This window comes from Pseudoalteromonas sp. McH1-42 (assembly GCF_022347845.1).
In the GTDB taxonomy this organism is placed as follows: Bacteria; Pseudomonadota; Gammaproteobacteria; order Enterobacterales; family Alteromonadaceae; genus Pseudoalteromonas; species Pseudoalteromonas rubra_D.
The window spans coordinates 131594-151343 of record NZ_JAKRFU010000008.1 but is presented as its reverse complement, the minus strand read 5'-3'; the positions used below and the strand labels follow the sequence as shown (position 1 = coordinate 151343).

The 19750-nt window shown below is 47.6% G+C and carries 17 protein-coding genes; 4 read left to right on the top strand and 13 right to left on the bottom strand.

Annotated elements, in window-relative coordinates; translation table 11 throughout:
* Positions 1 to 135 precede the first annotated feature (135 nt).
* Positions 136 to 969 carry an alpha/beta hydrolase gene (locus MHN31_RS08275; RefSeq protein WP_239444025.1) on the top strand — a complete coding sequence of 278 codons (834 nt, stop codon included), beginning with the start codon at positions 136 to 138 and terminating at the stop codon, positions 967 to 969.
* Between the two features lie 69 nt (positions 970 to 1038).
* Here MHN31_RS08275 and MHN31_RS08270 read toward each other — a convergent pair whose 3' ends face one another.
* Positions 1039 to 1479 (bottom strand): hypothetical protein, encoded by a 441-nt coding sequence (locus MHN31_RS08270; protein WP_239444024.1) that lies wholly within the window; start codon positions 1477 to 1479, stop codon positions 1039 to 1041.
* A gap of 116 nt (positions 1480 to 1595) precedes the next feature.
* On the opposite strand from MHN31_RS08270, the gene MHN31_RS08265 reads away from it, so the two are divergent.
* The gene (locus tag MHN31_RS08265; RefSeq protein WP_239444023.1) at positions 1596 to 2807 is read left to right on the top strand and encodes an endonuclease/exonuclease/phosphatase family protein; all 1212 of its coding nucleotides are present in this window, start codon (positions 1596 to 1598) and stop codon (positions 2805 to 2807) included.
* A 269-nt stretch (positions 2808 to 3076) separates the two neighbouring features.
* On the opposite strand, the gene MHN31_RS08260 is transcribed toward MHN31_RS08265, so the two are convergent.
* The 6 genes from MHN31_RS08260 to MHN31_RS08235 form a co-directional block, all read right to left on the bottom strand.
* Positions 3077 to 4015, bottom strand: coding sequence for a hypothetical protein (locus tag MHN31_RS08260; protein WP_239444022.1), 939 nt, complete (start codon positions 4013 to 4015; stop codon positions 3077 to 3079).
* Positions 4016 to 4259: 244 nt separating this feature from the next.
* Entirely contained in the window at positions 4260 to 4889 is a 630-nt protein-coding gene (locus MHN31_RS08255; RefSeq protein WP_194867313.1) for a DsbA family protein, read from the bottom strand.
* A gap of 45 nt (positions 4890 to 4934) precedes the next feature.
* Positions 4935 to 5738, bottom strand: a complete 804-nt coding sequence (locus tag MHN31_RS08250; protein ID WP_239444021.1) for a DUF2071 domain-containing protein — start codon at positions 5736 to 5738, stop codon at positions 4935 to 4937.
* A 122-nt stretch (positions 5739 to 5860) separates the two neighbouring features.
* Positions 5861 to 6844, bottom strand: coding sequence for a hypothetical protein (locus MHN31_RS08245; RefSeq protein ID WP_239444020.1), 984 nt, complete (start codon positions 6842 to 6844; stop codon positions 5861 to 5863).
* Between the two features lie 79 nt (positions 6845 to 6923).
* Entirely contained in the window at positions 6924 to 7823 is a 900-nt protein-coding gene (locus MHN31_RS08240) for an NAD(P)-dependent oxidoreductase (protein WP_125559408.1), read from the bottom strand.
* Between the two features lie 122 nt (positions 7824 to 7945).
* Complete coding sequence (locus MHN31_RS08235) at positions 7946 to 9139, bottom strand: serine hydrolase (protein WP_239444019.1); 1194 nt, start codon at positions 9137 to 9139, stop codon at positions 7946 to 7948.
* Positions 9140 to 9567: 428 nt separating this feature from the next.
* On the opposite strand from MHN31_RS08235, the gene MHN31_RS08230 reads away from it, so the two are divergent.
* A complete protein-coding gene (locus MHN31_RS08230) occupies positions 9568 to 10278 on the top strand; it encodes a transporter substrate-binding domain-containing protein (RefSeq protein ID WP_239444018.1) in 711 nt (236 codons plus the stop codon).
* A 5-nt stretch (positions 10279 to 10283) separates the two neighbouring features.
* Here MHN31_RS08230 and MHN31_RS08225 read toward each other — a convergent pair whose 3' ends face one another.
* Positions 10284 to 11162 carry a LysR family transcriptional regulator gene (locus MHN31_RS08225; RefSeq protein WP_239444017.1) on the bottom strand — a complete coding sequence of 293 codons (879 nt, stop codon included), beginning with the start codon at positions 11160 to 11162 and terminating at the stop codon, positions 10284 to 10286.
* 108 nt (positions 11163 to 11270) lie between these two features.
* Here MHN31_RS08225 and MHN31_RS08220 point away from each other — a divergent pair, with 108 nt between their 5' ends.
* Positions 11271 to 11645, top strand: a complete 375-nt coding sequence (locus tag MHN31_RS08220) for an isochorismatase (RefSeq protein ID WP_239444016.1) — start codon at positions 11271 to 11273, stop codon at positions 11643 to 11645.
* Between the two features lie 18 nt (positions 11646 to 11663).
* On the opposite strand, the gene MHN31_RS08215 is transcribed toward MHN31_RS08220, so the two are convergent.
* The 5 genes from MHN31_RS08215 to MHN31_RS08195 all read right to left on the bottom strand — a co-directional run bounded on the left by MHN31_RS08215 (position 11664) and on the right by MHN31_RS08195 (position 19690).
* Complete coding sequence (locus MHN31_RS08215; protein ID WP_125559397.1) at positions 11664 to 12050, bottom strand: DUF805 domain-containing protein; 387 nt, start codon at positions 12048 to 12050, stop codon at positions 11664 to 11666.
* 202 nt (positions 12051 to 12252) lie between these two features.
* Complete coding sequence (locus tag MHN31_RS08210; RefSeq protein ID WP_239444015.1) at positions 12253 to 14646, bottom strand: glycoside hydrolase family 15 protein; 2394 nt, start codon at positions 14644 to 14646, stop codon at positions 12253 to 12255.
* A 20-nt stretch (positions 14647 to 14666) separates the two neighbouring features.
* On the bottom strand, positions 14667 to 16157 hold the full coding sequence (locus MHN31_RS08205) for an MFS transporter (RefSeq protein ID WP_125559392.1): 1491 nt from the start codon (positions 16155 to 16157) through the stop codon (positions 14667 to 14669).
* 1 nt (position 16158) lies between these two features.
* On the bottom strand, positions 16159 to 18024 hold the full coding sequence (locus tag MHN31_RS08200) for an alpha-amylase family glycosyl hydrolase (RefSeq protein ID WP_239444014.1): 1866 nt from the start codon (positions 18022 to 18024) through the stop codon (positions 16159 to 16161).
* A gap of 157 nt (positions 18025 to 18181) precedes the next feature.
* Positions 18182 to 19690 (bottom strand): tryptophan halogenase family protein, encoded by a 1509-nt coding sequence (locus MHN31_RS08195; protein ID WP_239444013.1) that lies wholly within the window; start codon positions 19688 to 19690, stop codon positions 18182 to 18184.
* Between the last annotated feature and the right edge of the window lie 60 nt (positions 19691 to 19750).

Here is a 19750-nt window from a genome sequence, read left to right as displayed (position 1 = left end):
GCATGCCTTGTCTTACGGAATGCGCAGAGAAAAAGTTCAACAACGAGCTTTCATTATTTATTGAAAGTTCAATAAATTCTGCGTTATGCTATTTACTAGTGGACTAAATAATAATCAACAACAGGAACTTGCACTATGAACAAACTCGCCGTCGCCGCGCTTGTAGGCGCAACATTTTCGGGCCATGCCGCCCAGCACCAACACGAATACCACTATACAGAGATTGCCGGGAAGAAAATAGCCTATGCGTGCCAGGGCGAAGGCAAAGTCACCGCCCTGTTGGTATCCGGTATGGGCTTGGATGCACACACAACTTATAAAAATACCTACCACAACGCCAACCCCAGAGGCTACCGGCTGTGTTTTTACGACCGTGCAGGCTATGGCGAAAGCCAATATGACAACCCCAAAGTCAGGACTATAGCCGAACTGCGTGATGAACTGGCCGGACTTATCGAACACCTGAAGGTCGAGTCGCTAGTACTGGTGCCTCATTCTTTCGGCGGATTTGTCGCGCGTGCCTATGCAAGCAAATATCCGGATCAAGTGCACGGCATGGTTCTGATAGACACAGCCCATGAATCCTGGTACGACGCGATGAAAGCACAGATGTCAAAACCTGGCTGGGACACAATGAAGATGATTATTAACTGGGAGCGCGAACATAATTCATTCGAAGATTTTGAAGAAGCCTCCAGCCACTCTGCGCTCTATAAAATAAAAGCAGACTTGCCTGTTACCGTGCTTTCTCGTGGTATCCCGCACGTCACAATCAGGCAAACCAAAATGAGCTACCCGGATATAGACGTTTACACGCAAACCTGGAATGACGCACAAAAGAAACTGGCTACGCTGAATCAAAACACCGAAGCGGTAACAATGAAATACGCCTCACACCTGTTTGATGAGTCAGACCCCTGGATTGCAATAAAACACATAGAAGCCATGGTGGCGAAAGCCAGACTCTGAGTATTCATTACCTCATACAGGGCACTATTCAGTGCCCTGATCTTTGTACCGGCCCGGAGTAAACAAAAGCTAGTCTGCGCGGTGTTTTTTTACCGCCCGATAGCCCAGCAAGTAACACAATCCGACAAGCAACCAGGCAACACCAACCCACAATACTGCATTGCTGATTTTTTCAGGGTGACGAACAAACAACTGAATTGGCAATAAACCACGAATAATGCATACCAGCGCAATGCTATATATCCCGACATTAAGCAAGGGTAATCGCCGCATGAGTCCGGTTGCAGAAAAAGCATAGCAGCCCAGCACAATAAAAATTGCAGACGCCGCGATGGTGGCTAAAGGCGCCAGCATAGTGCCTGCCTGCGCCGACTCTACAACAAAAGGCGGTGCCATTTGCGCGGAATAGCATTGTGGACCGAAATAGATACAGGATAAATGCGCACCAGCAACCAGCCAGGCGCTCAGCGCAGCAAACAACAATAAAGCGATACCATATCGACGACCCATGCAGGCAAGCTCCTTATATAACCTAGACTTAGAATCAAACATCCAACGAAATATTAACACATCTTGTTGTCAAAAAACGCTATAGTTAAGCCAGTTTTAATTTGATCAGGCAAACAATGAAAGCAAATTTTTTACCTGTCGTGCTAGCAACGGCTATTTTGAGCACAGGCTGTCAGAGCACATCAACCAATACGGCCTCTGAAAAAATGTCGGAAGATAATCAAACGCTACGAGTAGCGACCTTTAACGTCAGTATGGAAGCAACCAATTACGATATGACAAACCACACAACGCCATCGGATAATGCATTAACCCTAGCGTTGAAAAGTGGGGACTTTAGTCAAATCAACAATATCGCTGAGATCATCCAACGTACCCGACCTGATATTATTCTGCTAAACGAGTTCGACTACATTGCAGATCCCCAGCAAGGCATTCACCTGTTCCAGCGTGATTATCTTGAAGTATCTCAGAACGGTTTTGATCCAATTAAATATCCCTACGTGTATCTGGCACCGGTCAACACGGGCGTAGAGACGCCGTTTGCTGGTGACAAAAATGCCCGTCTGACACATTATGGCTTTGGCAAATACCCTGGCCAATATGCCATGGTGTTGTTATCCAGGTATCCCATTCAGCAGGATCAGATCAGAACTTTTCAACACTTTCTGTGGAAAGATATGCCAAACAATCTGATGCCAACGCAGGCGGATGGCAGCAGCTGGTACTCAAAAGAAGAGGTCTCGGCCATGCGCTTGTCATCCAAGTCGCATTGGGATATTCCGGTACAAGTTTGCAATCAGCAGATCAACGTATTAGCCAGTCACCCAACGCCCCCCGTTTTTGACGGACCCGAGGACAGAAACGGTAAGCGTAATCACGATGAGCTCAGGCTGTGGAAGGATTACATTAGCTCAACCGGTAACGCCTACATATACGACGATATGGGTCAACGCGGTGGATTTGCCGCTCAGTCATTTGTCATTTTAGGTGATTTAAATGCCAGCTCTGTCGATGGCGACGCATACCCTGGTGCGATTGATCAGTTACTGAAACATCCGCGTGTGAATCATTACCCGGCTCCTACCTCTGAAGGTGGACGACTCAATAAACCGGATAACAAACATGCTGCCTCACATACTGCACACTGGGGCATGCGCGCAGACTATGTGTTACCGTCTGCCAACCTGACCGTCAGTGACAGTGGTGTATTTTGGCCTACAAAGAACCAGGCTGGCGCAGAGCTTGTAGCCGACAGAGCATCCTCTTCTGACCACCGTCTGGTATGGGTCGATATCACGCTGCCGGACACACATTGTGACAACTAGCAAGACAGGCTAACGGGTTTGGCTGTTTTTGGCTAAGGCACAATGAATATCAGTGCCTTACCAACCCTCACACAATGTACAAGAAAGCCATTAGCAGCTTTAACTGATTTGGCTTTCTCTAAAACGGCCTTCTGACACCATCGAATTCGCAAGGCGCTTTTTGAACATATAATCCAATAATTCAAACGATCATAATTGCAGGTTAGGTCGATCCACCTGATCCGGCAAAGCACTCTAGGCGAATTTAAAATCAACGCCTTGTGTTATGATCACAACCGTTCAGAATGTAGCCCTTCGAAATAGGTCGTTTTTAGTTTATCTATCACACTCGTGCTGACCCAATAAATGTTTGAAATACCGCCAGGCTCATTATATCGACCAAAAAAGAGGTATTTGCCATCTGGTGTGACACGCGGTACGGTTTCGGAATGGGGTGTATTAATAAGGGTGCCCAAATTTACGGGTTCAGACCACCCGCCGTTTTCCTTTCTGAAATACACAAATAGATCGCTGTCTTTTCTGCTGGCATCCTTTCTGTGTCTTGCATTTACCAGCAAGTAATCATTATCTGGTGACATAAAGCCATGGATCCCAAACGCGATATCCATTGGCCTGGGTGGCGAGATATGCCCGGCATTATTTTCGGCAATATACATCTTTCGTTGTTTCATGTTGGTAAAGATCAAATCGCCATTTCTCGCCTGGTTAAAGTCAGACAGGCGGCCAGTATTCAGTGACAACTCCCACCTTTTAGCTTCTTGGCTGCTTTTATTTCGAGATACGTACCAGATGCCAGAGTCTTTTGCATTGGCTTCACGCGCGGTAAAGTACACTCTGTCTTCATTCAAACTCACATAGGGGACCAACTCATAAGCCATTTTGCCCTGGGTGAAATTCGCTTTTTCAGGTTTTGTCCAGCGTCCTCCTGCCAGCTTTGTATGGTAAATCTGTGGGTAGGTATCTGCTCCCTCAACCACATCTAAAGCGGTAAAGTACATTTCTCTCAGATCCGGAGAAAACGACACCCCAAACTCATATCGACCTTCAAGAGATACCAGATCAGGGGCAAACTGCTTTGGCTGAGTGCCTGGCGGTTTTTGACCCAACCATAATGTATCACTGATTTGGATTGGCTCTGCGGCACTAACATCAGCGACCATCGCACTTACAACAAATAAAGATTGTAAAATAGTTTGGCTTATTTTCATGGTTTTGCCCTTAAGCTCTTTAATACCTAAGGACAATGTATCAGGTTTAGTACAATACTCCGTGTAAACTAATGTAAAACCTGTACCCACAAATTTTTATCTGAACATGTGAAAAATGCTCGTAACTCCATAGCATAGATCTTCTTTGGCAATACCATGGATAGCGTGCTTTACTTGCAAAAACTCCAGCAAGCACTCGCCTGAAAAGCAGCCAGCCTTCGATAAACCAGCTTGTATTTGAACTTTATGACTTGGTGTAGGTCTTCAATCGCTGCTCCAACTCTTCAGCGAAGCAAAACCCCAGAGTTAACGGATAAGCGTACCCATTTTCATTAATGTAAAACAGTGCCGGAAAGCCTGTTACCTGAAGCTGTCGTGCTAAATCTAAATGCTGCTGAAATTGTGCTTCAGTTTCAGCAGCGTGCAATACCGATTCAAACTGCACGCCGTCCAGACCAATGGCCGTTGCACACCCAACCAGAGTGGCATCTAACGAAGGGTTTTTAGCTTGCTGATAATAGGCTGCCTGAATGGCCTTGGCCATGTCCATTGCGCCATGCTCTTGTAAACCTTGCTCTCTCAGGCTTTGTGCAGCAATGACCGCTCGACAAGCCTGATAGGTTGCACGCACAGGGGTGTTAAGATGCCAAAAGTCATGATTAAAAGTAACCGATGTTCTGCGCTCTATTTCAACCCAATATGAAGCAATCGTATCTTTTAAGCTCTGCGCCATGGGCTGCGTCGTATCTGGTGCCAGTCCCCCCATTACCCAGCTCACCTGTGCATCGGGATAAGGAGTTAAAAACCGCTCTAATTCAGGTTGAAATCCGTAGCACCAGCCACACATAGGGTCCATTACATAGATAAATTGCATTGTTTTCTCACTTTGGTGTATTACCCAACGCAACCCTGTTGCAGATCAAGCGTGCTCCGGGCTGGCTTTCAGTACTTTTGGAGGCAGGTAAATCGTAAACTCGTTGACTGGTTCCACTAATACACTGTGTGGCTTTTGCTGCTCCGCGTCAGAGACCAGGCCCAGACGAGAGAGTAAACCAAAGCTCGCGGATTTCAAAATCGCAGAACAAACCCTGAGTTCTTTGTGCCATACGCTGTAAGTGCCCAGACGACCATCACGCCGGTAGTAAAAACCAGTTAAAGGATGGGTCAGGTAAACAAGCCCTGTTTCTGTATCAGGAAAGCCGGGTAACTCAATAGGCACATCTTTTTGCTGCATCAATTCAACGCTGGCCGGTGCCCAGTGTGCCGTGGTATGCATCTTATAACGACGGTATACCCCCTGTGATTGGTCATAATCACAATCAAAAACCACTTTGCCACTATACCAGGGAAGCTTCCAGAGCATACTAGGCACAATGCGCGTCCACGAATCAAGTGTGGTACCAAGAAACCAAACACACCGCTCTCCAGTTTCCTTGTCTATGATATAGATACGATAGTTGGTTTGCCCCATTGTGTACTTAGGGAAAGGATAAACAGCCGAAGTAAAGTCAACATCGATAAAAGGCACGACAGACACTAACCCCTTTTCCGCGCCATCTATCATCACGGTATCAAGCTTGAAGCGCGCCGGAAATAGACCAGCAAACTTGCTAGCATCAACAGCATACGTAATGATCGCAAAATGCTGAAGCTTACACAGCACATCTATGCCCGTAGGTGCAGGCCTCGGTTTTAAAAAATCTTTGAATGATAAAGAGTCCATAGGTCGCTCCTTCAGTGCACAACAAACGGCCTTGTCATTTCCCCTACAAGGCCGTTCCTTTATCATACACGCGCCACCAGAATTAGTGAACTTATTGATCGTGCTGGTATAAAACTCGACTCCTACACCACATAATCAACCTGCTGAACCAGGCCAGGTTTGCCATTTTCATCGAGATAAAAACCGGACTTACGGATCGCGCCTTGTAACGCCCCATCCGTTCTGATATTCAGAGGCGTATCAGCATTGTGTAGTGCAATTGCGCCTATATTGGCGTCCTGGAGTGACATTAACTCGTCCTGCTCTTTGTTTTTGACCCAGACTTTAAGGCTATCAAAAATATCGTCATTTTCATCAATGAAGCCATTACCATCATCGTCATACTGAGTCAGATCGGCAAATCCATTACCACTGAGCGCGCCAAACAGCTCTTTACCATCATCTATCTGATTGTTCTGGTTGAGATCCAATGCCAGATAGCCGTATCCCTTCTTCAGCTGAGCAAAATTGTCTTTATTGCCATCTGCATCAATATCAAAGTCCATACGTTCAGTATCCAGTTCAACAGCGCGATTGGTAAAGCTGATGATCAACGGGTCCTTCATATCAACATTCTCGATGGTTCGCTCATAGCTGGTATGGGATTGGGCAAATACGGATTTAAAGGCAAAACTAATTGTCTGGCCATTTTCCAGCTGAATTTGTCCATCTGCCTTAAAGGCGTTGGCCTGACTCTCGTGCGATAACCGCTCTACGATTACTTCTGTGGCGGGTGCTTGCTCTGACGAAGACATAATCTGTGACATCTCGGCATGCGAGATGTCTTTTCCGACCACAGCGTCATACCACTGTACGTCACTGCCCGCGAGTTTTTCTACCAGTAACTTCAAGATGTACATTCTGGCACTGGTTTGCATATCCAGATCAGTGGCTGTATTGTCTACATCAGCCACCTCGCCCGCCACCCCTTGCTCACCATTACCCAGCTGTGCCGAATAGACGTTCTCAGGCCTGGGCAACTCAGTGATCTCTGTACGCTTTTCATAAACATGACTCTGACCCTCATGCTTGTTACTGATATTGACTTGTGCATTTTCAATTTTCATAGCTCCTCCGCTCCCATCCATGTAGTTTGATATCGGCAAGGAAGAACAAATATTGAGCAACAATTGACAGCAAATGTGTTTATTGGGCCCGAGTATCTCTGTATTGATTTATAGCAGGCAATACCTCGGCAAATTCTGCATCTAACATCTCCAGAACCTGCTCAAACCCATGCTCTGATCGCCAGCCAAGATGCTGCGCCGCAGCGGATGAGTCATATACTCTGTCCAATGAATCGGGTAAAGCCCAGTCGCGTTGTTCAAATGCCGAAAGCAGCCCAGGGCATCTTTCAGAAATCATCTCAGCGGCATTTAGGTATAAGCGTTTGCAGTCAGCGGGGCTAAAAGGCGTTTCGCCAGACACAATAAAGCGTTGAAAGCCTGGCAAGCGTCTTTCTACAGCACAAAGGTGCGCGCTGGCCACATCCCTGGCATCAATTCCGCGTGTCAACCTGTAAACGGCCATCAAATCTGCAGGCTCGGGGAAACACCGGGACATTTGAAGCACAGTTACAGGTAAATCAAAGCGCTTAGCTATCTCAGCTAATTTTTGCTCTGCCAGTATTTTACTGTGGTGATAAATCGATTTAGGTTGCGGCTGAGTGTTCTCTGTAACCCAACCCGCCACTCCCTCAGGAGTCGATGCATAGCCATACAGTGCGGTAGTGCTGGTAAACACAAAGTGTTTTACACCTGCATCTATACCGGCTAATGCCAACTGCTCTGTCGCATCTACATTGATGCTATGAAACGCACAGTCATCAACACGCCCTACATGTGGTGCGTGTAAAGCCGCAGTATGTATGATGACTTCTACGCCATGCAGCGCCTGATTAAGCAACTGGCTGTCTCTGATATCCCCGACAAAATCGGCTGTTGAACAAGGTGTTTTATCAAACCCAACTACCTGATGGTGCGCCATCAGTTTGATGTAGATGGCGCGTCCAACTCTGCCTGCTGAGCCCGTTACCAGCACTTTCATTATTTCAACCTTATGTGACTATTGAACAAAGAGCAGTTGCGGACTTTACAGCGGTTATTGAGCCACTTCAACAGACAACGCCGCGTCGGTGGACATTGTCTGCACTGTTAGTTGCTAAACGGCTAGATAAAGGCCGGGATTACTCGCTCGGCCATTAACTGCAGTGTGCTGTTTTCTCTGCGACTGGCAGTCACGACCACAACAAGGTCAAGCTCTTCAATTAAAATGATATATTGGCCCCCGCCCCCCTGAGCCGATGCACTGTAAAACTGTCTGTCACCATTTTTCAACTCAGCGTTCCACCAGTAGTAGCCATAGCCTTGTTTTGACACATCTTTGCCACCACCAAACATGTCATCATCGCCCGTATAGAGCTGCGGGCTGACGGCCCTCGCAATGTATTCCTTAGGAATGAGCTGCTCACCCTGCCACACGCCTTTGTTTTGTGCCAAAGTCCCCCATTTAACCATATCCCGTGACGTCATATTGACCCGCCAGCCAGCTTCAGGCAGACCATTATCGGCGGTTTGCCAGTGATACGCATTGATATCAAGTTTATCAAGTAGTTCTTTTTTAATAAAAGCTTCAGCAGAGCCCGGTACCACAGCATCGATCACATGCATCACCAGCATAGGGTCATCCTGATATTTGAATGTCAGTGAGTCAGCACCGATTGGCGCACTGCGTTCTAACAATGCCTGTGCATGCCGCTGCCCTTTAAGCTGTTTGGAGATTTTTTCTAACGCCTCTTTTTGACTGTCATTAAGTCGGATCCCGGAACGCATGGTGAGTGCCATATTAAGTGTAATTTTATCGCTCCCCCTGGTAAGTTTGCTATGATCCAGATCCTTTAAAAAACTCACCAAAGGCTTGTCTAAATCGGCCATGCTCAGATAACCCAGCTGGATCGCCCGACCAAGCGCCAGGCCAGTGTATACCTTAGTCGCAGATGCCTGATAATGTGGCAAGTTGATACGGCCACGAGAAAAATAAGACTCGAAAACCAACTGCCCCTTATGTGCAATCAGTAAGCTGTCGAAATGCCCATGAGTGTTATTTTCTATCTCTTTGGCAAGCTTCACCAGCATGTCTTTGCGAATTTTGGTATTTAAGGTACCAACATTAACTCCGTCGTCCCTGCGTTCAGGTGATATATCAATAAAAGCCTGACTGAGTTCAGAAACATCCCGATAGCCGCCTTGCAGCTCTGCTGCGGTCGCTTCTGCTGGTTTGGTACAGTTTGCCGTAGCAATGCAGCTCACGCTGCCTAATATGGCGGCAGCAATAAAGTGTGTAGCGAATGTATATTTGGTCATGTTAACCCTCCTGTTATCTACAGGTGGTTAAGCTAGTTAATTTCTTATCATAACACCTGATTTACCCATGACTTCTCAATGACTTTATCTTCATACCGAGATATAAACAGTAAAATCATATAGTTGCAGAAATCAATTCAAAATAAGCCCATCACCCTCCCAGCCTTCTTATGCTCATGCCAACACCTGTTAAAGTAAAAAATCCTACTTAGCCTTTCCATAGAGCACGCAAAGCTCCCCCAATAAGTGGGTACTGAGATTTCAACTGAAAGCTCAGATAAACCACGCCATGATTCATGACATTGCCGGACTGCTGTTTATTGACTAGACTCCCAATATCGCCACCAATTTACCCCGATATGCTACGCATTATACTTTTTTGCCTATCTGTGTTCTCGATTGATGTATTTTCAAGTAACGACAAGCTAGTGCTGATCGCAGGAGACAACTGGTGCCCGGTCAATTGTCGCGACTCAGACAAAAATAAGGGATTCATGATAGATGTGGCCACAGAGGCGCTCGCCATCTCGGGGTATGAAGTTCGTTATATTGAAATGCCCTGGCTCAGGGCCATTCATCAGGCCAGAGAAGGAAAAATACATGCCATTGTGGGTGCGTTCAAAGACGATGCACCAGATTTTCTCTTTCCAAAAGTGCCCATACTGAGACTCAGCCCAAACACTTTATTTACCCTGGCCGACAGTACATGGATATACAAAAACCAACACTCGTTGAATAAAATTCGCCTCGGCGCTGTGCAGGGATACGACTATGGCCATTTGCTGAATGCATACATCAAATCACATCGTAGTTCTCCCAATAAATATATTACGCTGATAACAGGTGATGGTGTCGTGGCACGCAGCCTCAGATTATTAACCAGTAAACGAATAGACGCTTATGTCGATGCAGGCCCTGTTGTCTGGTATCAGGCCAAACAGCTCGGGATCAGTGACAAAATCAAATCTGTTGGTTCAGTCAGCCCACTGGAGCCAGCTTATATCGCCTTTTCTCCGCGCCTGGAAAATAGCGAACAATTAACTTTAGCACTCGACCTCGGTGTCCTCAGACTACAGCTGGACGGCCGCCTGGCAAGTATTGCTGAAAAGTATGGGCTCAGAGATGAAAACTACCGTTAATCAATTCACCCGCGGTGTATTAATAACTGCTCCTGAATATGCACACTTAGTGCATCTACACACACTTTTACGGCCATGGGAACATGTTTAGAAAAGGGGGTAAGTAAATACACCGGGTTTTCAGGCAAACTTTCATCTGGCAACAATGCGGTTACGTCGGGCAGTTCATTGTGTAAATAGAAACTCGGGATCAGACCTATTCCCGCCCCGCTACTGATCAAAGAGACAGTGCTATGAAATGCGTTCGTGATACAACTCACTTTAGGCCTGAACATCATAGACTCTCCATTACCTGAGACAAACTGATGGGAGATCGATTCTCCTTCCCAGGCGTTTGCTACATAGGGCGTTTGCTCCAGTGATACCGTTTTAAAACGCGGATGTCCGCACAACACGTCACGAAATACCCCCAAACGTTTTTGTCTGAACGTACTATCTTTTGAAGCACCAATACGTATAGCGATATCAATATTGTTTGCCATTAAATCCAGATGCTGGTCTTCACAGGTTAACTTAACAATGACGCCAGGATATTGCCGCATCAACTTGGATATAACAGGTGCGAGCAATGTTTCTACCAGCGCATTAGGTGCAGTGATATGAACCTGCCCCTCCGGCTCACTTTGTTGAGCCTGAACATTGTCCCAGGCATCTGCTGCAATCTGATTGAGTGCCTTGCAGGACTCATAAAAACGTTTGCCAGGCTCAGTTAGAAACTGCCGACGGGTTGTCCGCTTGATAAGCACGACCCCGAGGTCTTGCTCAAGCGTTTTTAAATGCTGGCTGACCACAGATTTTGATAAACCGAGTTTATCTGCCGCACCGGATACCGAACCGACGTCCACGACATGAGCAAACAACGACATCTTTCCAAGTTGGCGCATTTTTATTGTGTAATTTAACTAAACAGTGTTTTTTATTATCACTGTTTTTCATTTCAATTAAAACCTCTACACTGACCTTACTGAAAACAAAATATGCGGAATCATCTAATGACACCACAACAAGAACTTGACCTTTGCAAAGCAGGTATCGCTGCATGGCAAAATGCATTTAATAGTGGAGATGCGCGTGGTTGTGCTGAGCAATACTCGACAACCTGCACTATGCTGGCGCGGCCAATTGGCGAGTTTAACTCTCGAGAGGACATAGAAACTTTCTGGCACGGTATCATCGAGCAGGGTTTCTGCGATGTCATCTATACCGATGTAGTTTGGGAAAAGCACCCAGAAACAGGCTACTTACTGAGTGCCAACTGGACGATGAACAAAGCCTTTGGCAAAATTCATGCTGAACATTGGGTCGTTGAACAAGACGGTAAAGCCCGCCTGCACGGTGATGAATTTGAGATCCTGGGTGAACGTTAGTTCACCCAGATTACTGCACTACGCAACCGTATGATGCAATTGCTCTTTCGGGTTAGGACCATACTCGTTCTCGCCCGGTTTACTGTCCATGACATAAAACACGATCAACACAATGGGGCCGATAAGCGGGATTAATGAAAGCAGTACCCACCACCCACTGCGCCCGGTATCGTGGAGCCGACGAACGCTCAAGGCAATACTGGGGATAATGATGGCCAATGCGTAAAGACCGCTCAAGAGCCCGAGACCAGCTTCTTCCGAATACAGACCCAGCGTAACGTCAACCAGACCAAGTACCACAGAGACTAAGATAGAGCACAATATAAACACCCAGTACTCTTTGCGTCTTGCCCGCCCCTTGAATTCAAAATAATTTTTAAAAACAGATAAGTAAATTTCTAACATGATCCCTTCTCCTTATAAATGTTCCTTATTTCACGCACTAAAACAACTGGCGCGTTACCGACGTCTTTTTGCTCTATCAGGTTAGACAATATTTTTGACAAAACCAAGTCAACCGTCCCATCCGCTACTAAAAATACACAGGCGCAATAAAAAACGCGGCGTCCTTTATGGAACGCCGCGCTTTATCAGTATTGCAGTACGATTACTTAAGCGCCTGCTCTACGATCGGATAATGATCCCAGACTTGCTTGTCTGCCAAAGAGCGAACCAACTTCACATATTCTGCATGTGTCCATGCCAGCGGGGTCGCAGAGTTAGTCCCTTCGCCCAACGTGTAGCCAAATGGGTTTACACCAACCCCATCCCAAACCTGCTCGGGGAGCATCAGGCCTTCGTTGGCAAAATGTTCCATGCCTTTGATGTAAGTGTACTTGATACGTTGTACCGCTGTGTCATTCAATGCATTAGCCTGGCTGGCTGCCGCAATCTCGTAGTGGCCTCGTTCACCGGTAAAGAAAGGCCATACCCGACCACGCTGACCGGCCGTGTTCTGACCCTGCTCAGCATAGTTCGTGCCGCGTATTTCATCTTCACCGTAACCATCGTTACCATAACGGCGGTAGCCCGGATAGCTATTCGGGTCTCCGGCAAAGTTAAAGCTATATTTTACGCGCAGATTCTCAGGCAGATTTTCATCTTCATACTCTGGCAAGGTATTGGTAATGCTGCTGGCATCTGCAGCTCTTACGCCATAGCGCACAAGCTCCAGGAACCCGCCATCAATGATCTGCTTTTTATCCATACCCGCACGGCCATTGTTGTCGCTCAGCTTAGTATCCGTATTCGGGTTGGCGTCTTTGCCAATGCGGAAGAAATATTTCCCATCGCTTTGCTTCGAAGGCAGGTTACCCTCAGTGGTGAACATAGTCGATTCCACTTCGCTGTCGTAACGCTTGGCTGTTGCCATATAACGCACACTACCGGCTTTATCTCCGGCCAGTTTCGCAATGTCACTGGCAGCGACCAGGCCGGCAATAATAGCCGCAGTAGTCGACGGTGAGTAACCGTCCTGCTCTTCCCAACGCTCCTGTTGTGTTGCCGGAGGTGTGATCTGAGTGTCGTTCCAGAGGATTTTTGCCAATCCGCCATCGACTAAGAACTCAGCTGCGGGTTGCAACATACGCTTGTACCAGTAAGCAAGCTTCTCATCACTCAGTACGCCAGCCTGCCAGAGTTTCCATGCCAGCATAATCGGCATAGCAGTTTGGTCCAACTGCACGCCTACCCACTCCAGCTCACCGTCAACATGGGTTTTCTGTAAGAACCAGCCCGTGTCACCCTGATTGCCAGGCGTCTTATCAGTAACTTGCACTTTTTCCAGATACTCAAACGCGGTCAATGCCGTTTGTGGATCACCCATGGCTAAAAATGCCATCGCTACCTGATAGAAATCGCGCACCCATACCGCTTTATAACCGGTATGACCTTGCTCAGCAGCTACTGTATCACCCCAGGGATTAGATAAAGAGGCGATCAAGGCGCCTGCGTGAGTTTTATCTTCCTGCGCCTTTAACACCAAAGCACTGGTGTAGAGTAGTTTGCCCTGATCGGCCGTATAACCGCTGAGCATCTGCATAGGCTCAAGGCTACTCAGGTAATCGCGCCAGCCAATCGCGTCGCCTTCACCGTTGTAGTGGGCCAGTACTTGCTGATAACCACGCTCCAATGACTGAGCGCCTTCCTGGAAACTCGCGTTTTGCGATTTGCCAAAACTCAGTGCCAGGTCGAATGTCGCCTGCTGATCCACGTCACCCAACTCAGCTAGCCAATTTACATTACCGCTTTGCGCACCTGTACTGGTGTAGCGCTGTGCCATTGACTGGCTTGCTTTAAGCTCGGCAAGACCATCGCTTTGACCAGTAAAGCCCACGCTCGCTTGTTTAAAGCCCGTTTTGCTTTGCAGTGTCAGGTAATTATCTCCTTCCCAGGCAACTAGGCCCTGCTCAGTGACTTTCGCAAAATCGTTCAGGCCGTTGTTATTCACATACGGGTTTACGTTAACGAACAATTTCACATCATCCAGTTCAGTTTCCACTTTCGCGCGAACGAACAAGGTTTGCCCGTCAGGGTCGGTGAATATGTGTTTTTCAAGCGTAAAACGGCCTTGCTTGTCTTTGCTGATCACTTTGTATGCTAAAGACAGCGGACGGCCTTGTGCGTCTTTGTCCAGGTAATCAATACTGACATCCAGTGCGTCTTGCTCCGTTACCGTAAAATCCGGGCCGGTGACAATAAACTGCATGTCTTTGATCTGAGCCTGGTGGATCAGGCCAAACATGGTTTCTGTGATCATGCCTTTTGCAATCGAAAACCACACTTTTGAAACGGTTTCTGTACTTGCCTCATCAGAATACTGCCCTTGCTTGTAGGCCTCATAAGAGGTACCAATCCCGGTTTTGCCTGAATAGGCCCAGTATGGCTTATCACCCGGTGCGCCCGGCGCGGCTTGCTGTGACTCAACCGCGTTATTCGCGCTACCGCAACCAACAAGTCCGGCGGCAACCAATGCCAGAGTTAAACTAGAAAGTTTTTTCATAAAGTCTCCTTGCGGTGGTGTTATTGTTGTTCGATTTTCACCCGCATTACAGCAACTGCTGCAAGCAGGAACGACACACCACCAACCACTAATGCAAAAATCGGTTGATTATCAAATAGGTTTCTCAGGATCAGGCCAAGTACGCTGGCCGCCATCAACTGCGGGATCACGATGAAGAAATTAAATATCCCCATAAATACGCCCATTTTATGCGCTGGCAATGAGTTACTCAGCATGGCGTAAGGCAACGACAAAATAGACGCCCACGCAAAGCCAATCCCAATCATGGGCAGCCAAAGCAGGCTCGGATCGGCTATCATTTTAAAGCTTAATAGCGCACCTGCCCCCAACAGCAGGTTGATACAGTGTGCGCCACGCATGCCCAAGCGATTCACCATTACAGGGATACACACAGCAGCCAGTGCGGCAAAACCGTTATAGGCGGCAAACAGTACACCCACCCAGTCGGCCCCATCGTTATAGGCTTTGCTGGTTACCTCGGTTGTACCGTAGTGAAAACTGGTGACTGCCGAGGTGGTATAGATCCACATAGCAAACAAGGCAAACCAGCTAAAGAATTGCACGACTGCCAACTGGCGCATGGTGCCCGGCATAGTAAAGACATCGTAGATAACGTTATAAAAGCCACCTGAGGTGCTACCACGCTGCTGAAGGTAACCAGCAATTAGCAGGACCAACGTAAAGGATAAAAACAGTCCGCTCAGCAAATACAGCTCTTTTTCCAGCTGCAGCCCAATCACAGCTGCCAGGATCCCCCCACCAATCACGCCGGAAATAAGTGCTGCGCGTGCATAGTTGATCGCCTGATAGCTTTGCTTAGCTTGCGTTTCAACCGCTTCACCGGCAAACTCCGCCAACTGCTGTGGCGTGTACTCCTTTGTTTTAAGGATAGTCCAGCCTACCGCCAGAAATAACACCACACCACCGAAATAGAAAGCATACTTCACAGATTCTGGGATCTGACCCGGCTCTGCGGTATTGCTGATCCCAAACCAGTTGGTCATCATCCAGGGCAAAGCCGATGCCACAACAGCACCAATACCAATAAAGAAACTCTGCATGGCGTAGCCATTGGCACGTTGTTTTTCATTGAGGTTGTCGCCTACCAGCGCCCTGAATGGCTCCATGGTGACGTTGATAGACGCATCCATGATCCACAGCATGCCTGCTGCTATCCAGAGCGTGGGGGAATTGGGCATAAAGAATAGCGACAAAGTCGTCAAAATGGCGCCGTACAGGAAGAAGGGTCTTCTGCGGCCCAGCTTGCCCCAGGTGCGATCACTCCAGTAACCAATGATTGGCTGAACAATCAAGCCCGTGAGTGGTGCTGCAACCCAGAGAATGGGAATATCATCGACTTTAGCGCCCAGCGTTTGGAAGATCCGGCTGACATTACCGTTTTGCAGTGCAAAGCCAAACTGGATCCCCAGAAAGCCAAAGCACATGTTCCAGATCTGCCAGAAACTGAGTTGTGGTTTTTGTTTTTGCATATTAATTCTCTAGTTCAAAGACCGCACTGGCCAGGGGGGCCAGGATAACTGTCAGCTGATTATTGCTGAGCGACACCTGTCCATGTTGCTCAAGTCTGTCAACCGCTTTACCTTGCCAACCCTCAGGTAAAGTTACCGAGACACTTTGCGGGTGGCTTGCATCGAAGTTACTTACCACAACCAGACGCTGAGATTCGCTTTGACGCGCAAACCCCATAACTTTGGTCGCCGGTTGTCCGTTTGCTTTTGTCACCGTCGTAGACACTAAATCTCCCTGTGCAATCGCACTGAATGAGGCCATGTTCATCAATTTCTGATAATAGGCACGCAGCGCCTTTTGCTCTTCGCTCAGTAAAGCACCATCAAACTTGCCATGATTCATCCAGGCCTGATGAGCAGGAACGCCAATGTAGTCAAAGATGCTGGTGCGACTGGGTTTGCCAAATCCGGCCATTTCTGATCCGTCTTCACCAACACTCTGGCCAAAGTACAGCAGTGTTGGCGCCTTACTGATCAAATGGCTGATCACCATAGCCGGCTTACCTTTATTGGCATCGCCTGCAAACTCCGGGCTGGCAATACGTTGCTCATCATGGTTTTCCAAAAAGTGCAACATGTGCGGTGCGATATCTTCTACGCTAGCATGGACATCCAGTACTGCCTGGGCAGTACCTTTGCCTTGCATCAGGGCTTTCAGTGAATCATAAAAACCCACTTTGTCGTACAGATAATCCATTTTGCCCTGCGCGATATAAGCGCGATAAAGCGTTGGATTGTATACTTCAGCAAGCAAGAAGGCGTCGGGGTTTTTCATCTTGATTGAAGCATTGAGGAAACTCCAGAACTCAACGGGCACCATTTCGGCCATATCATAACGGAAGCCATCTACGCCCTTATCAAGCCAGTAATAGGTGATGTCGCGGAACTTGTACCAGCTGTCTGGGAGTTTTTTATCCTGCCAGAATGCATAGTGGGCACGGTAATCAAGCGTGGCATAGTGTGCAGGCAAGGTTGCAAAATCATAGCTGCCATCGGGTTTTACACCGTAATTAACCTTAACGGTTTCATACCAGTCATGAATATGAGGCTGCGCTTTGCGTGCTCCATTGCCGGTCCATTTGGCCGGGCTTTCAACGAACTCACCATCGGCAAGTGGGTGTCGCTCGCCCCCGAGCACCTGATAATCATCTGAGCTCGGGACACGAAAATCCTGACCAGTTACGTAGTAAAAGTTGTTATCACGGGCATAGGTCTTTGACGTGTCATCGTTCGCACCGAAGTCGCTTACGCCTTGTGGCGCGCTGAGCGATTGATAATTACGAGCGACATGATTAGGGACTATGTCAATCACCACTTTCATACCCGCTTCGTGGGTGCGGTCAATCAGGGCTTCGAATTCTGCCAGTCTGTTGGCTGGGTCAACGGCCAGATCCGGATTAACGTTGTAATAGTCTTTAACGGCATAAGGAGATCCTGCGCGACCTTTGACTACATCCGGGTCGTCCACTGATATCCCATATTTGGTATAGTCACCGACTAAAGCATGATGCAATACGCCAGTATACCAGACGTGGCTGACGCCCATGGCTTTGATTTCAGCCAACGCTTTAGGCGTAAAATCGGCAAATTTTCCAACCCCATTTTGCGCCTTCGTACCCCAGGGAACATTGTTGTTATTGGTGTTACCGAACAGGCGGGTAAATACCTGATAAACGACGGGCTTTGCCTCTGTCTGTTGTGTCGCTGCTGCGGCGTTGCTAACTGTCTCTAATGAAGTCTTGTTGTCATTGATACTGTTACAAGCGCTCAGTACCACAGAGCCGGTGATCACCCCAAGCGCGACCACCAACGGTTTTATTGTCATCATAATGTTGTCATTTTTAGTATTTTCAATGAGTCTACTGACTTGGTAATCAAGGGTGAACCGCTTGCATACGTATTCAGAGTGGGTATTCATCCGCACGTCATGTTCAACGATCTAAGTGTTCGAATGTAAACTCTGCTCAAGGGCAAAGACCGTCGATTTATCGCATCTGTGCCATTCGCTCAAGTTGCGCACGGTGATCATCAAAATTTAATCCACAGCGAGCAATGTAATCCTGGATCTGTGATAAGTCGTACTTGTTTGCCGCCTCATTGCCAGCGATCAATTGAGACTGCTCAGGATAGATGCCGTAACCAGCGAGTAAACAGTGCCAACTGACGGAGGGGTAATATTTATCGATGTCCTGACGATGTAATTCATCCGATAAGTTTTTGCCCGACACCCAGGTTTGTAATACGTCATACAAAGAACGCGAGAGCTGATTGTTGTTCGCATTGGCGCGCCAGTATTGTGTATCGGTTCTACTATTTACACGATAATGTGCCACAATGTAATCTCTGATCGCCTGATATCGTGCATCGAGTGACTGGTTGTGTCTGGTTTTGAATTTATCGGTGAACTCACCGTCCTGATAGCATTCAATAAAGCTTTGTACGGTTTCCTGAACAATATGAAGTGCAGTCGCTTCCAGAGGTTCAATAAACCCTTGCGACAGCCCGATGGCGAGGCAGTTTTTGTGCCAGTGCTTTTTGACCTGCCCCACTTTCATAGTCAAGTGGCGGGCTTCAACGTCACTGTCCAGCAAACCCAGTGCAGTACGTAATTCGGTCTCAGCTTTATCTGGATTGCAATAGCGTCGGCTGTAAACATAGCCGTTACCAACGCGATTGGTCAGCGGGATATGCCAGCTCCAGCCAAATTTTCTGGCAATGGACTGAGTTTCAGAAGAAATCACATCACCCTGTTCTGTTGGCAACACCACAGCGGCGTCGTTAAACAAGTTGTTGGCAAAAGACTCAAAGCCCACTTCCAGATGCTGCTGCATTAACAAACTGCGAAAACCCGAGCAGTCGATAAATACATCGCCTGAAATTTCCGTTCCCTGCTCACACACCAACGCCGCAATGTCACCATTTGTATGTTTACGCACATCGCTGACACTGGCCTGAATGTGCTCAACGCCCAAATCGCGGGCTGTTTGAGCCAGAAAGAGCCCAAGTTTACCGGCATCAAAATGATAGCCATAGTTAATTTCAAACGGAAAATGATGCGCAGCGATTGGCGCTTTAGCCTGCTCGGCCAGATAGGTAGTAAGGAAAAATGGGTCTGGGTGGCCTGCTACATCAATCGCTTTTCTTCGAACAAAGCTGTTGTGAAAAAAAGCTGGCGCTGAATAATCGTCGGGCTGTGAAGGAAAAGGATGAAAGTAACTGCTAAAGCCGGGCCGGGTTGACCAGTCAATAAAACGAATGCCATTTTTATAAGTCGCGTTACACGCTGGCATCCACTGCGCTTCACTGATCCCCATAAAGTCCATAAACCCCTTGAACTGGGGAGTAGAGCCTTCGCCCACGCCAATTATTCCAATATCCGGTGACTCGATCAGGGCAATCTCAATCGGCTGACCCTGCCAGCTTTTGGCCATCAGGTTAGCTGCCATCCAGCCTGCAGTACCACCGCCTAAAATCACGATTCTCTTTTTATTCATCATTTTCACCTCATAAAACAAAGCCACCAGAAGTATGGTGGCTTTATATCAGATCACGCT